The sequence below is a fragment of the Exiguobacterium sp. s127 genome, from assembly GCF_018618695.1.
Taxonomy (GTDB): domain Bacteria; phylum Bacillota; class Bacilli; order Exiguobacteriales; family Exiguobacteriaceae; genus Exiguobacterium_A; species Exiguobacterium_A oxidotolerans.
The window spans coordinates 356,175-371,422 of record NZ_JACSMO010000002.1 but is presented as its reverse complement, the minus strand read 5'-3'; the positions used below and the strand labels follow the sequence as shown (position 1 = coordinate 371,422).

The 15,248-nt window shown below is 48.9% G+C and carries 14 protein-coding genes; 1 reads left to right on the top strand and 13 read right to left on the bottom strand.

All coding sequences use genetic code 11. From position 1 onward, the window contains the following. Position 1: 1 nt before the first annotated feature. On the top strand, positions 2 to 88 hold the full coding sequence (locus tag KNP98_RS04935; protein ID WP_353048409.1) for an IS3 family transposase: 87 nt from the start codon (positions 2 to 4) through the stop codon (positions 86 to 88). Positions 89 to 181: 93 nt separating this feature from the next. On the opposite strand, the gene nrdG is transcribed toward KNP98_RS04935, so the two are convergent. The 13 genes from nrdG to KNP98_RS04870 all read right to left on the bottom strand — a co-directional run bounded on the left by nrdG (position 182) and on the right by KNP98_RS04870 (position 15,223). Next, positions 182 to 652, bottom strand: coding sequence for an anaerobic ribonucleoside-triphosphate reductase activating protein (gene nrdG, locus KNP98_RS04930; RefSeq protein ID WP_214801108.1), 471 nt, complete (start codon positions 650 to 652; stop codon positions 182 to 184). Beyond that, positions 624 to 2,459, bottom strand: coding sequence for an anaerobic ribonucleoside triphosphate reductase (locus KNP98_RS04925; RefSeq protein WP_214810805.1), 1,836 nt, complete (start codon positions 2,457 to 2,459; stop codon positions 624 to 626). Before KNP98_RS04925 ends, nrdG begins: the two co-directional genes overlap by 29 nt. A 138-nt stretch (positions 2,460 to 2,597) precedes the next feature. After that, entirely contained in the window at positions 2,598 to 3,050 is a 453-nt protein-coding gene (locus tag KNP98_RS04920; RefSeq protein WP_214767990.1) for an NUDIX hydrolase, read from the bottom strand. Positions 3,051 to 3,168: 118 nt separating this feature from the next. Further along, positions 3,169 to 5,193 (bottom strand): ATP-binding protein, encoded by a 2,025-nt coding sequence (locus KNP98_RS04915; protein ID WP_088836721.1) that lies wholly within the window; start codon positions 5,191 to 5,193, stop codon positions 3,169 to 3,171. Positions 5,194 to 5,289: 96 nt separating this feature from the next. Beyond that, entirely contained in the window at positions 5,290 to 5,835 is a 546-nt protein-coding gene (locus KNP98_RS04910) for an AAA family ATPase (protein ID WP_214767989.1), read from the bottom strand. Positions 5,836 to 5,924: 89 nt separating this feature from the next. After that, complete coding sequence (locus KNP98_RS04905; protein ID WP_214805030.1) at positions 5,925 to 6,605, bottom strand: LrgB family protein; 681 nt, start codon at positions 6,603 to 6,605, stop codon at positions 5,925 to 5,927. After that, the gene (locus KNP98_RS04900) at positions 6,598 to 6,987 is read right to left on the bottom strand and encodes a CidA/LrgA family protein (protein ID WP_088836718.1); all 390 of its coding nucleotides are present in this window, start codon (positions 6,985 to 6,987) and stop codon (positions 6,598 to 6,600) included. The genes KNP98_RS04905 and KNP98_RS04900 overlap by 8 nt, the downstream gene beginning before the upstream one ends. A gap of 743 nt (positions 6,988 to 7,730) precedes the next feature. After that, positions 7,731 to 9,545, bottom strand: coding sequence for a DNA mismatch repair endonuclease MutL (gene mutL, locus KNP98_RS04895; protein ID WP_214810804.1), 1,815 nt, complete (start codon positions 9,543 to 9,545; stop codon positions 7,731 to 7,733). Between the two features lie 11 nt (positions 9,546 to 9,556). Further along, positions 9,557 to 12,091 carry a DNA mismatch repair protein MutS gene (gene mutS, locus KNP98_RS04890; protein WP_214810803.1) on the bottom strand — a complete coding sequence of 845 codons (2,535 nt, stop codon included), beginning with the start codon at positions 12,089 to 12,091 and terminating at the stop codon, positions 9,557 to 9,559. 64 nt (positions 12,092 to 12,155) lie between these two features. Beyond that, positions 12,156 to 12,593 (bottom strand): YlbF/YmcA family competence regulator, encoded by a 438-nt coding sequence (locus KNP98_RS04885; RefSeq protein WP_029333202.1) that lies wholly within the window; start codon positions 12,591 to 12,593, stop codon positions 12,156 to 12,158. A 112-nt stretch (positions 12,594 to 12,705) separates the two neighbouring features. Further along, entirely contained in the window at positions 12,706 to 13,527 is an 822-nt protein-coding gene (locus tag KNP98_RS04880) for a DNA-3-methyladenine glycosylase family protein (RefSeq protein ID WP_214765285.1), read from the bottom strand. Positions 13,528 to 13,540: 13 nt separating this feature from the next. Continuing rightward, positions 13,541 to 14,812 (bottom strand): DUF445 domain-containing protein, encoded by a 1,272-nt coding sequence (locus KNP98_RS04875; RefSeq protein ID WP_214765287.1) that lies wholly within the window; start codon positions 14,810 to 14,812, stop codon positions 13,541 to 13,543. 123 nt (positions 14,813 to 14,935) lie between these two features. Then, a complete protein-coding gene (locus tag KNP98_RS04870) occupies positions 14,936 to 15,223 on the bottom strand; it encodes a hypothetical protein (protein WP_214765289.1) in 288 nt (95 codons plus the stop codon). Between the last annotated feature and the right edge of the window lie 25 nt (positions 15,224 to 15,248).

The following is a 15,248-nucleotide window of genomic DNA, read 5'->3' as shown; positions in this document are numbered from 1 at the left end:
CATTGACTATTACAATAGCGAACGAAGACAATGGAAACTACAAAAGATGACTCCGGCACAATACCGAAGCCATCTCATAGCAGCTTAAACAATAAAGGTGCTTTTATTAAATTGTCCAAACTATAGGGCGCAGTTCAAACATGGGAGCATCGGCGTTTTTTTGTTGTCTGCAATCCGTCCGCTATCTGTTCTTGATATACTCCTCAATCTGTTTGGCGGAGAGAATCCGCTGGTTCGTACTGCCACGGATGGCAAGGCTCGTATCATGGAGCTGCTCCATGTAAGGTCCGTCAATCAGACAATCCAGTTGCCGTAAGATTCGACACGCGCGTTCATCTTTAACTAAGTCTTCAATCCGATACCCGGTGAACAAATAAATCTCATAGTCCGGTCGCAATACGAGGACGAGCTGTTCGAGTGCCTCGCGTTGCACGAATGGTTCACCCCCCGACAGCGTAATTCGTTTTGATCCGATTTCCTCGACCCGTTTGATGACGTCAGGAGTCGAGTAGGTTGTACCTGCTGCAAGCGACCACGACGATGGATTATGACAGCCTCGGCACCGATGTGGACATCCGGCGAAAAAGATGACCGTCCGTAAGCCGGGACCATCGACGACCGAATCAGCGACGATGGATAGCAGTCGTACCATGGTAGACCCGGTCCTGTTCTTCCGCCCGTTTGGCTTCATTCCAGCGTGCCATCGTCCCGACGAGATATCCCGTAATCCGCCGAATCCGTTCAATGTCTTCTCCGCCACAGACCGGACACGTCTGCTCGATTGTCTGTTCCGTCCGACAGGTCAAACAACGATCGATTGGATGATTGATTGAGCCATAGCCAATGCCTTCTGCCACCATCATCCGGACGATATCCTCGACGGCTTGCGGATTTTCTGCGAGCGCTCCATCCGTCTCGACATAGGTGATATGTCCTCCGTTACAAAGGGCATGAAACGGCGCTTCGAGGCGAATCTTTTGACGCATCGTTACAGCTGCCGTCACTGGAAGATGGAACGAGTTCGTATAGTAGGTTTTATCCGTCACACCGGCAATCAAACCAAACTTTGCGACATCATGCGCCGTGAATTTTCCAGACAATCCTTCCGCCGGTGTCGCAATCAGTGAAAAATTCAATCCCGTCTCATCCCCGAATTGATCGACAACGTTACGCATCGTCTGAATCAACGCCCGGCCGATGTTATGGGCAATCGCTGAATCGCCGTGATCATGTCCCGTCAAAACGACGAGCGCTTCCGCGAGACCAATGAATCCGACCGAAAGCGTCCCGTGACGCAGGACCGGCTCAACGCGATCGGTCGGTTGAAGCGTCTCCCCGTCGCGCCAGACGTGTTGATAAAGAAACTGAAATTCTTCCGCCCGTCGATTCGCTTGGTACTGATAACGCTCGAGCAGCTGTTCGCAAGCAAGTTTCGTATAATCAGTCAATGTCGCAAACATATGATCGACCGTTTGACTCGTCAAGGCGAGACGAACGAGGTTCACACTCGTAAACGACAGATTTCCCCGCCCCGTCACGGAAGCTTCTCCTTGACGATTTTCGAAAACACGCGTCCGGCAACCCATGTAGGCAACTTCTTCTGTTGTCTTGCTGACGTTGAACGGGGCATCTAAAAATGCAAAGTTCGGAAACAACCGTTTTCCCGTGACTTTTGTCGCAAGCTGAAATAAATCGTAATTCGGATCACCCGGATTTAACGTCACGCCTGCTTTGACTTTAAAAATCTGAATCGGAAAGATTGGTGTTTCTCCTTTTCCGAGACCTGCCAGTGTCGCTTCAAGTAAGGCTTTTGTTAGCATTCGACCGTAAAACGACGTATCCGTCCCGTAATTAATCGAGATGAATGGGACTTGTCCGCCACCGCGTGAATGCATTGAATTCGTATTATGAATAAAGGCTTCGCATGCTTGATAGGTGATTTCGTATGCTTCTTGGCGCGCATATCTCGCACGACGTGCCTTCGACCAGCTCGGAGCAATCTGATTAATTTTCTTCATTTGACGTGCGTATGTTTTCTCGACGAAGGGAGCTAAATCGGTATCAAAATTCGGAAAGGCTTGCCCGCCATGCTGCATGTTTTGATTCGCCTGCATAATGATCGCAGCGAGCGCCATCGCAGAACGGATATCTTGTGCCGGACGAATCGACCCGTGACTCATCTGGAACCCGTTCGTCAGCAAGCAGCCTAACGGAATTTGAGAACAGGTCGTCGTTCCCGTGACATAGTAGTCAGCGTCATGGATATAGAGGATATTGTCCGCCAACGCTTGTTTAACACGAGGCGTCACGAGCAAGTCTTCCATCATCGCCCGCGCCGCCGTACTCGCGATCCGGTTTAACTTCGCGAGTGGTGCTTTGCCATCGATGTTGGCATTTTCTTGGACATGGTTAGTCGTTGGTTCCTCAATCACTTGTCGGTACAAGGTGTTCACTTCCATCACTATCACTCCCTAGATATCGCTTTATTTCTGTCTGTACGACTACTATATCTAGGAAGATTCGGCAGCAGCAATCCCTGCATACTTTTGATTTTTTGCAAGTAAACGTGCTAACTTTTCACGAAATGGTTGTAGAATTTACGTATTCTTCAGCTCCAGGCACGCTTTTTGAACTTTCGGCGTACTATGAGGATTCTCACGACCGTCGAGCCACTCCGTCAAAAACAGAACATCTTCCGGATACATATGTTCAATTGTTCCGAGTTGCGCACGCGACATCCACGCCACCTGTTCAATCGTTTCGTCCGGGTCGTTGATTCCACGGCTCTTCCCAGTGGACGTGACTTCGAAATATGTCGTCTCGACTTGAATCGTTTGGATGACGGTCTGTTTCGTAAACAGATTTTGTTTGATCTTCACCGGATACCCGGTCTCTTCCATGACTTCCCGCACACAGCATTCGCCTGCCGTCTCTCCCGGCTCGATTCCACCGGACGGGACGGCCCACGCCTCAGAACCATAACTTTTGACCATCAATACTTGATTTTCCTCATTGACACAAACTGCTGCTGCACCGTACCATTCTCGCATCGTTTAATCCCCTTTCAGCTACTCGTTTCTGTTTAGTCATTCGCGATGACCTTAAACATCCCCTACAAAAAAACTGCCGCTCCAACAAAATGAATTGTTGAAGAGACAGGTAGCCTGCTTACTTTTTAGTTGCGTTCGGTAACATGACTTTAAAGAGTGCCCCGTCGCCTAAGACGGACTCGACTTCAATCGTTCCGTCATGCTCGCGGACGATTTCTTTACAAATCGACAATCCGAGTCCCGTTCCGCCAATTTTACGACTATCCGAGTTGTCGACGCGATAAAACTTACTAAACAGGTGCGGCGTCGAACTGACAGGAATCCCGACACCAAAATCACGGACACTCAGTTCGATGTTTGCATCATGCTCGAGTAAACCAATGATGATATCACCGCCGTCCGGCGAGTACTTCACGGCATTGTTTAATAAATTACCGAGGAGTTGCTTCATGCTGTTGCGATCGGCTTCTACTAGGAATGTCTGCCCTTGATCCGCATCGAGTTGAAGGTTGTGCCGTTCCGTCGTCGCCTGATGAAACTGAATTTGCTCTTTGACGACATCGAGGAGATTAAATACCTCTTTCTCGTATGACTGCTTGCCTGATTCCATTCGTTGTACATTCAAGAAATCACTGACGAGATCAGTCAGGCGTTTTGATTCGTCATGAATTGTCTGTAAATACCGTTTACTCCGATCCGGACCTAAATCCCGTTTTAACATCAGCTCGGTAAAACCATAAATGGACGATAAGGGTGTCCGTAGTTCATGCGAGACCGTTGAAACGAGTTCGGACTTCATTCGGTCGACTTCTGTTTCAGGCGTTACATCCCGGAAGACGAGGATTGTCCCGATTGGTTGTCCCTCATGAACGATTCCTTCAGCATAGACTTGAATAAAGTATGTGCCGTCGTCAATCGATAAGGAAAACATGTCTGTCGGAATCTGACCAGCGAGGACCTTCTCGAAATACATTGCGAATGCCTCTCGTTGATCCATCTGTTCGAACATCGTTTCGGGATTCACTTCAAGAAACGTCGTCATATCTGTTTCTTCCTCAATCTGAAGCGACTGGAAGATTTCAAACAATGCTCGGTTCCCGAGTATCACTCGTTCTTCATATTTGACGTATAATATCGCTTCTCGGACAGAATTTAACAGTTGCGCCGTTTCAGCCCGCTCATAGTCCATCTGTTCATATAACGTCATCCGCATCCGTGAAATCGCAATCTGTTTTGCGAACGATGCCAGTTCGGTGATGTCATGTTCCGTGAACGCTTCATCAAATCGTGCTAAATAAAGGCAAGCAATCAATTCATCTTTTGCCGGGTCCATGATTGGAATGACCGCTTCATGAATGTAGTACGGGTAACCTAGCAACCGATCTTCGGTCACTTGCTTCGTCGATTGTGCACTTTCTTTTGAGACCATGACCCGTTTCAACAGTAACGATTCCGTTTTTAAGCTCTCTTGCTGCTCATCGGTCATCTCTTTTGGTACAACCGACGTAATCTCATTATTCTTGATGAACAGTAATGCCCCGAACTCCGTTTTCGTCAAACGGACAATCGTACTGATGACGGAAGAAAAATCAAATAAACTTTCTTTGGAAGCCAATGTCTCAATCAATTCATTCCGATCTTTCAAGTGCAATTCATTCGATCGTGTTGCCGTCAAAGACTGTTCGAGTTCTCTTTGCTTACCGGTCAAATCATCTTGTTTTTGTTCGAGCTCCTGATTTTGTCGTGATAGATCGGTATGTTGGGACGAAATTGAATCGGCCATTTCGTAAAAGGAGTCAGTTAATTGACCGACTTCGTTATTCGATTGGCGGTCATATTCTAAGGAAATCGACTTCCCTTCTGCAAGACGGTGACTTTTCTTCGTCAGCTCTTGCAGCTGTTCCGTCAACCGATTGATGATCGGTCTGACGATGAACACAAGACACAAAATGAAAATCAGTAAGTTCAAAAACCAGAACCATTGTGTTTTCTCTAATTGGTCGAGTACTTGACGTTTCGTCTGACTTGCTGCGCCGTCGATATATAGGTAGCTCGCAAATGACGTCAATGCCCCAATCGCGAATACCCCATAAAAAATCGCCATCAGTTGTCTTCCTATCTTTTCGGTCATCCAGTTTCTCATAAAAAAATCCCCCTACTTATCTTCAAAAAATACAGGGATGTCTTTAACCCATCTCGTACCTCCCTGTTAATTCCCTGAATTCGGGTGAATCAATCATCAAAAGAGACGTTTACGACATGGCGGTGCTACATGCAGGTCACAACTTAGCGCAATCGCATCAACTACCCCTTGCTTCGTCAGTCGATCAGTCTGGATGTGTTGATTGAAAAGCGGATCAGTCAATGCTTGAATGCGGGCATCTGCTTGCTGCCCTCCCCAGGAATCCGGTCGTTCAAATCGTCGAAGTAAACGTCGTTTCACGGTAGAGCTAGAGGCCATTAACGAAACATGATGGACCAGGTGCCCCCGGCGTCTTAATTCACCAACGATCTCATCAAAATATGTCGGGTTCGTCACCGTCATCGGTACAATGACCGTCCGATTGCCGGATTGATTGCTTCGTTCGAGAATCACCCGCGTCAGTTCCCGCCACAACGGTTCATCTTGAAAATCGCTATACGTGCGTGTCGACGGTAATTGTTCTCTCAACAACTGACCGACTGATTCCGGATCGAAGATATCAGATCCCGGTATTCTTTTTTGTAATCCCTTAGCCGCCGTCGTTTTTCCTACTCCAAATGTCCCGTTAATCCAGATAATCATGATTTCCCCGTCTCCCCTTTTCCTAGCATGATGTACATACGAAAAAGCCGTCCCGCCGGTTTCAACCGTCGGACAGCTTTACAGAAATATTAATAAATAAACTGAATGATGAAAGGTGCCAGGACACTCGCAAAAATCGCTGTCAAGACCATCGTCAGCAATCCGACCGCACCCTCCCGTTGGTCGAGCGTCATCGATTTGGTTGCACCCATGACATGCGCAATCGAAGCCAGTCCGACACCCCGACTGACGAAGTGACGAATCTTTAACCCCGTCATCAAGCGTGGACCGACAAGTGAACCGACGAGCCCTGTCATCAGAACGAACGTCGCGGTTAAGGTCACCGTTCCACCCGAACGCTCAGAAATCGACAAGGCGACGGGCAACGTGACGGATTTCGGGAGCAGTGCCAGATTCGTCGTTCGTCCGAGATGTAACAACAGTCCGAACAGGATATCTGACGTCAAGGCGATGCTCGTCCCGATGACGACCCCTAGCCCGATTTCCGGCAAGAAACGCCGAACGTGGTGACGGACCGTATAAAGCGGAATCGCGAAGGCGGTGATGGCAGGACCGAGCATTTTCGTCAAATACTGTCCGCCAGTCATATAGGTCGCGTGGGATACACCCGTCAATGATAAAATCAAAATCATTGTTGCCGTCACGGTCAAAATCGGTAACGTCCAGACTCGTGGATACCGCCGATACCCGGCAAATCCAATCAAAAAGATAACAATCGTCAGAATCAACCAAAATAGTGCCTTAATCACGTGGCGTCACCCCATCTTTTCGATGAGCAAGCCGATCGACGATGTAGGCAGAACCGACGAGCGTCAGCAAGCTACTCATGATGACGATCAATACGATCTGTAAGCCGTTCTGGCGTAAGAATACCGCATAGTCCATGATTCCCGACAATGCCGGAACGAAGAACAACGGCATGATGAGCAGCAACAGCCGGCCGCCCCGTTCAACGTGTTTGACTTGGACGACCTTTGCCTTGAGCGCTAAATAGAGCAACAAAAGTCCGACGATATTCCCCGGTAACGCTAAGTCAAAGCTTTTACTGATCAGTTCACCGATTGTCGCAAAACAAGTGATCAGGATTACTTGCCCAATCAATGAAAGAAGTGTGCGCATTTTTGTAGACATAATTCCTTTTCCCCTTGTATAAACCGAATTCACTGTTCATTATCCGCTTCTGTTTGTGAACAATCAATGAAATGAGTCAATTTGTTTGATGTAATCGTTCTCACACGAATTGAAAGGACTTCTTGATACAGTACAGCTTTAAGCATCAAGAACTGTTGTTGAACAGACGAACGTGTATGAAGCGATTCAAGACGAAACACGCTCTAAAATGTCTTTTTTTCGGTGTAATCCCAAAAAGCTTTGCTTTTGCGTTGACTCCTACGGGAAAAAGCGCGTTTTTACGCGCTGATAAGAGGCGGGCAAGACCCTGCTCATTGTCCGCTAGGATCAAGGAGCAACGGCTTGCGCCTCGCCCGAGGAAAGCAACGAAAAAAAAGAAGCTGTGATTGTCCAAGACTACGTTTTCTACCCGTCAAAGTATGCATGCAGAAAACTAATCATGCAGATTGAGAATCCAAATAGACATACTGTCGTTTTACGCTTCCACGTCTCGACTTGTCGTTCTTTAGCGAAATGTCTGAAGTGCTTCGCTTTTCGTTGAATCCTACGAGGAAAGCAACGAAAAAAAGAGGCTGTGATTGCCCAAGAACTATGTTTTCCATATCCTGAGACTGCGTCTAGACAGTCGTTATTTGATAGGATGGACCATGACACACGAAACGCCGATAATCCCGTTTTTCATACGGAATCATCGGCGTTTTTTCAGGAAGATTCTTTTCGTTTGCGAGAGGTAAATACTCTTCTCACATCACGCGTTTAAACAACTTCTCCAGTTCATATGTCGTCCATTCGATGATGACCGGTCGGCCGTGTGGACACGTGAACGGCATCTCGGTTTGTGACAGGTCGACGATCAACCGTCGCATCATCTCTTCATTTAACGGATGATTGGCTTTGATTGATTTTTTACAGGCCATCATGATTGCCGCATCTTCCCGGTACTGTTCGATGTCGACTTTTTGTTTCAACAATGCTTCATCCATCAGCTCTTGAATCGTCTCTTCCTGCCGGTGCGAGGGAAACCAGGTCGGTACTTCACGGACGATGAAGCTTTGCGGACCAAACGCCTCCAACTCAATCCCGACTTCTAACAATAAAGGCAGGATTTCTTCCATCCGCTTCATGTCATCAGATGAAATTTCGAACGTGTACGGCAATAACAGTTGCTGTTGTTGCTCGAGCGGACGACCAAACATCACTTTGTACGTTTCATACTTGATGCGCTCCTGGGCAGCATGTTGATCAATCAAATACATCCCGTCCTCGCCGGAACAGACGATATAGGACGAGTGCAGTTGACCGATGACATCGAGATGGGGAAACTTCGGTCGAGTGTCCTCCGGTTGTCGAACGTTCTCTCCTTCTTCTTCCCGTTGCTCCCCTCCGAAGCTAACTGCTTGTTCAGATTGTTGCCCTTCTGTCTCATGAACCGCTTCGCGTTTTGGAATCGGGTAATTCCAGACTGCACGCGACGACGTATCTTCAACCGAATCGACGCTATACGAGAAGTCGAGTCGTTCCTGAGCACTCGGGTCTTTTTTAGGTTTTGGTTTCGTCACTTGCGGAATCAACGTCTCGCGACTGAGTGTCATTCGAATCGTCTCTTGAATCAATTGACATAGCTCCGCTTCCTTCGACAAACGGACCTCCCGTTTTGCCGGGTGGACGTTGACATCAATCAATAGCGGGTCCATCGTCACCTCGATGACGGCAATCGGAAAACGACCGATCGGCAGTAACGTATGATAGCCATTCAGGACAGCTTGCGACAAAGCAAAGTTTTTGACCGACCGCCCGTTTAAAATCAAGGTGATGTAGTTTTTCGACGCCCGTGTGACTTCGGGTTTAACGAGATGACACGTCAATTGATAGTCCGCATTCGATGCTGTCGCAACAAGTGTCCCTTGAATCGTCTGATGCCCGTAGACGCTCGCTAAAGCTTGCCGGACGTCTCCGGAGCCATTCGTCTGGATCAACACTTTCCCTTCATGGACGGCACGGAACTTGACCTCCGGGTGGGCGAACGCCATCCGGTTCAAGACATCGGTGATTGCCGCAAGCTCCGTATGTGTCGTCTTCAAATACTTCAGGCGGGCTGGTGTATTGAAGAATAAGTGTTCAACGGTCAGTTCTGTTCCGCGGTTCATCGCGCTAGCCGAACGATCGAGTAACTTTCCGTATTCGAGAATCAATTGGACCCCTTCTTGATCGGCTCGTTTCGTCTTCAGCGTGACTTTACTGACGGACGCAATCGAGGCCAATGCCTCGCCCCGAAAACCGAGTGTCTTGATCCGGAACAAATCGTGTTCATCCTTAATCTTACTCGTCGCGTGACGAACGAAAGCGAGTTCCGCATCTTCCGGATAAAACCCGTGTCCGTTATCGCGAATCGTCATCCGTTTCATCCCTGCTTCTTCAAGTTCGACATCGACTTGTGTCGCTCCGGCATCGAGTGCATTTTCGACGAGCTCCTTGACGACGGAAGCCGGTCGCTCGACGACTTCTCCCGCCGCAATCCGGTTTGCTAACGAATCCGATAGTTCACGAATGATGCCCATCCCTTATCTCCTCACTTTCTGGCTTCTGCTTGCAACCGATACAACGTATTGAGTGCATCGAGCGGTGTCATGTTAATCAAATCAAGCGTCGCAATCGTTTCCTTGACAGGATCCGGTTCTGCGAACAGGCTCAGCTGATCGATTGGTGCCTCGAGTACTGGCGGCGTGACGTCGGCCGGTGGTTTGACGCCTTGATCAGCTTGCTCGAACTCAGACAATAGCACTTCTGCCCGCGAAATCAAGGTTTCCGGTAAATCTGCGAGACGGGCGACATGAATCCCGTAGGATTGATCGGCTTTCCCGTCCCGGACTTCATGCAGGAATACGACGCGCCCGTTTTGTTCGACGGCGCGGACGTGGACGTTCGCAAGCTTCGCAATCGTTTCCTCGAGCACCGTCAACTCATGGTAGTGGGTCGAGAAAAGCGTTTTTGCGCCGACCGAATCGGCAATGTGCTCGACAATCGCTTGGGCGAGGGCCATTCCGTCATACGTTGACGTGCCCCGACCAATTTCATCCAGCAAGATAAGTGACCGATCCGTCGCTCGTGCCAATGCCTCTTGTGTCTCGACCATCTCGACCATGAACGTCGATTGTCCACTGACTAAATCATCCGCTGCCCCGATCCGGGTGAAGATTTGATCGAAGACGGGAAGTTCTGCCCGTGACGCCGGGACGAACGAACCGATCTGGTGGAGTAAGGCAATCAAGGCGAACTGGCGCATATAGGTCGATTTACCGGACATGTTCGGTCCCGTAATCAATAACATTTCACGCGCTTCGTCTAATGCGATTCCGTTTGCGACATATTCCCCGCGTGGTAAGACCGTCTCGATGACCGGATGACGGCCGTCTTCAATCGCTACGCTTCGACCGTTCGTCGTCACCGGACGAACGTAATCATGTGTTTCGGCGATTTCCGCGAGCGCGACGAGGACGTCGAGTTCCGCAATCCAGCGGCTGACCCGTTGCAAGCTCTCAATGTGTGTTTTGACTTGGTCACGGACACCACAGAAGAGTTCATATTCCATCGTGATACTTTTTTCTTCCGCTCCGAGAATCAAGGCTTCTTTTTCTTTCAATTCCGGCGTGATGTAACGCTCAGCATTCGCAAGCGTCTGTTTTCGTTCATACCGTCCTTCTGGGAGCAACTTGGCGTTGGCACGTGATACTTCGATGTAATACCCAAACACACGGTTGTAGCCGATTTTTAACGTTTTAATGCCCGTCGCCTGCCGTTCACTCGCTTCGAGTGTCGCAAGCCACGTCTTCCCGTCTTTTGAAGCCGTCAGCAATTCATCGAGCTCAGCGTTAAAGCCGGTCCGGATCATCCCACCGTCCTTTGTTGAAATCGGTGGGGCTTCGACGAATGCCGCATCAAGCAACGCCGTTAGCTCATCATGCGGATCAAGTCCAATCGCTAATTGCCCGAGACGCTGGCTGAGCAGTTCTTCGAGCGCTGCCTGTATCCGTGGAATCAATCGTAACGTCGTTTTCAGTTGGACGAGATCACGGGCAGAAGCCGTTCCGTAGCCGACTTTTGCGACGAGTCGCTCGAGATCATAGACTTCTCTTAACGTATCTTTCAACTGGTGCCGCTCAAAGTAGTGTCCAAGCAGTTCTTCGACCGCGTCGAGCCGCTCCGTAATCGTCTGTTCCGACAAGAGCGGTTTTTCAAGCCAACGCTTAAGCATCCGGCCGCCCATCGCTGTTCCCGTGATGTCGAGTAATCCAAGCAACGAACCCTTTTTGTCGCCTGTTCGTGCAGAGCGGACGAGTTCAAGGTTTTTGACCGTATTCGGCTCGAGCTGCATAAAGTCCGTCGCTTCGTAGACGAGCGCCGGTTGCAAGTGCGACAAGGCACGTTTTTGCGTATCATGCATGTAGGCATAAAGGACAGCGAACGCATCCGCTTGTGCCGCGTCGATCGCCCGGTCACCGTGTGGATGACTTTCACGGCGCGTGCTTTCCGTCAACGGGATCCGTAACGACTGTAATGCTGCTGTGTGCTCCGGATTCGTCACGACGATTTCCCGGGGCAAGATGATACTCAGTTCCTTGATGACGGCGTCGAGCGAAGTAACACTCGTCAAAGCACTCTCGCCTGTCGAGACGTCCCCGCGGGCAATCCCGAACCGTCCTTCCTGTTCAGCGATTGCGACGAGGTAACGGTTTTCCTTTTCAGTTAAGGACGACATTAACGTACCCGGTGTGATGACTTGAATAACTTCTCGTTTGACGAGTCCTTTCGTCAACTTCGGATCTTCGACTTGATCACACAGAGCGACTTTATATCCCCGTTCAATCAATTGTTCGATGTACCCGTTCGCCGCATGATGCGGCACGCCGCACATCGGAATCGGATGTTCAGCATTCTTCCCGTTCTTCGCCGTCAACGTCAGCTCCAGTTCATGGGCCACTTGTTTGGCATCATCAAAAAACAATTCATAAAAATCACCGAGTCGATAAAATAAAAAGGCATCCGGATAATCCGCCTTAATTGAAAAATATTGTTTCATCATTGGTGTGTTGTGTACTGCTTCCATCTTTCCACCTCATTCGTAGAAAAAGCCGACGGATTTCCGTCGGCTTCCCCATTCGTTTCATTGATTAATAGCCGCAACCGCCGCTTTTGTTTTCAGCTTCCATCCCACTGCCCGTTTTTCCAGCTAAGACATCGCCATCCGTTGCTTCGATGATTTGATCCGTAATCCCGTTCGAGATTGTCACCGTGATGTACTGAAGTAAGCCGTTGACTTCTTCTTGCGACTCTTGGAACTGTTGGACGACCGGCATCTCATCGAGCTCAGCAAATAATTTATCCAGTTTTGCTTCAACACGCGCGAGTGCCTCTGTTTTTCCGTAGTGCTGGCAGTTGACTGCCTCTTTTTGGAGGAACTTGATTTGTTTCATCATCTTTTGGACTTTTTCGTTGCCATTGATGTTTGCCTCTGCCGCTTTAAACCGTTCGACTTCTGACGTTTCAGAAATCATTTTCGCGATTTCATTTGCTTTTTCGATGATTTGTTCATCTGTATACATACACATTCGTCCCCTCTATGTCGAGCGGTCAGACCGCTACTCGTCGTTTCTGCGAACGATGACTCGTTCTGTCGCATTCATTATACCGTTCTCACTAGAGGGTGACAAGAATAGTTCCTTATTCAATCGAACGCCACAATAAGTAAGCAGCGTGACTGCGGTACGGGGCAAATTGTTCGGCGAGAACAATCGCTTCATTGACAGTCGGACGAACGCCATTCAAGCGTTCGAATGCCCGCAAGATTCCGATATCGGACGCCGGAAATAAATCTCTGCGTCCGTATCCGAACATCAACACATTTTGGACCGTCCAGGGACCGACGCCTTTTAAGGCAATCAATTGTTCCGCGATGACCGCATCTTCCGCCTGACGGAGTTGTTCAAAGTCAAGATTTGCGGTCGCCGCCCGTAACAAATAATCGACTTTACGACCCGATAGCTGCAGCGCCCGAAGTTGTTCTTCCGAAGCACCCGCAAGTTCAGCTTGCGTCGGCGGAAAAACGACGCCGTCGATTGTCGTCCCGAATGTCCGAAAAACCCGGTCTGTCAAGACACGTGCGAACGACAGGTTGATTTGCTGATGGATAATGGAGCGAATCAATGCTGTAAACGGATCAACATCGAGCACAAGCCGTTCCGCACCAAACGTTTCAACAATCGGTGCCAGCGTCGTCCGCTTTAATTCAAGGGCCGGGTTCGATTCATCTAAACGAAACCGCCGGCGCATCGCGTCGACCATCGGTTGTTTTGGTCCATCCCCCGCCAACACGATCGTTCGACGATCGTCCGCCCGGATTTGACCAATCCACGGCACTTCGTCGATACGAATTGGAATCCGTAAGGCATCTGCCGATTGTTGCTGTAACGAATCATTCAACAGGCGGGTCCGGACGCCCTCAAAATCATAATCAGTCGTCAATGTTACTTCTTGTTGCCACATCAGAAGTCTCCTTTTACGCAAAAAATAGTTTGACTCCACCTAAAATTAAACCGATGAAAAATCCACAAATCGCTCCGTTGACCCGAATCCATTGTAAGTCGTTTCCGACTTTATCCTCAATCATATGAATCAACGTTTCCGTATCGAACCGGTTCAAGTTCTCACGGACGAGTCCGCCGATCCGCGCATGGTTTTGGTCGACGAACCGGACGAGTTGGTCTTTCATCCAGCGGTCGCTCTCCTCTTTGAACGTCGGATGGTGTTCCCACTCATCAAGCGCCTGGTTCATTAAAGGCAGTGCCCGTTGTTCCCAAAATGCATCTGATATAAAGTACGTCTCTAGCTCTGCGATGCCTGACGTGTAGGCACGATCGAGGATCGGCTCTAAATCAATCCGTTCGATTTCTTGCATCTTCCACGCATCGATTTTCCCTAATCGGACATCATCTTGTGCGAGCTGTGCCAAATTCCGACGGATGTGATCGATGATCGCCAACCGATTTGGATGATGGACGTGTTTCATGTCTTGAATCACACTCAAGAGGACACTTTGGATGACAAGGCTGAGGCGTTCCTCCGAATAGACTTTTTGGACCGTCTTCGCTGTCACCCGTAAGAAAGTATTTTTTTCTTGATCAATCATTGCCTGATAGGCAAGTCGTCCGATTTGATCGCGGATGACGGGGTCCTGCAGGAGTTTTTGTCCGTAACCGAGCAGTTGATCAATCGCCAACTCATCGAGTCGGCGCTCATCGTTTAAATCGATTAAGCGATCGGCTAATTTCTTCGCCGGGTAAGCACGAATCGTTTCAACGATTCGCTCATCGACCGCCTTGATGATTGATGCCCGTGGAAGCTTTCGTAAAATCCCGATCAATAGTTCCGTCACGGTCGATCGAAACGCTGGGACTAACACAAGTGAACGTAATAATTTGATGAAGCGATCTGCAAGCGTCATGTGGCGCAGCTTTTCGACGATGCTTTCTTTGTTCAATAAATCTTTTTCGAGCATCTGGACAATCGATTCGATGACCCGTTCCCGATTTTTCGGCAGCAAGTTCGTATGTGGAATCTTTAAACCGAGCGGATGACGGAACAGGGCTGTAATCGCGAACCAATCGGCGATTCCACCGACGAGACCGGCCTCAAAACCACTTTGAAGCCAAAAAATCCAAGCATTTTCTTTAAACGGTAGCGACGCGACAAAACCGACTGCCATAAAAATCAACGAGACGGTCGCGAGGCGTCGTGTCGAAGATTTTGGTGTGTTCACCTCGTGTTGCAAAACACTTCCTCCTTTTCGTAGAAAGGGATTGATTGAGCGTATAGTTGATTATACGTTACCCCATTTTGATAAGTTTCGACAAGAAAGAGCCCCAGCCTCACCTGACTGGGACTCATTATGTAATTAAAACGTGTAATCTCCGAATTTTTTGCCGTCCCACGTCGCCGTTGCCGTTGATACGAAATAGACTAATCCGTTTCCGAATGTGTTCTCCATTAAAGAAACAAGCTGTTGTCCGTTCGTTTGTTCGACAAATGCTAACCGAACCTCTTCCTTGCCTTGATAAATTCGTTCATAGACACTCAGTCCTCGGGCATTGATGAACGTTCGTGCCGTTGCAAAAACAATCGGCCCGACTTCCGGACGACGCTCCTGGATGAAGAGTTGACATTTTTCCTCAAAGGGATTCACGCGATTCACTCCTTCTCTCTTTTTA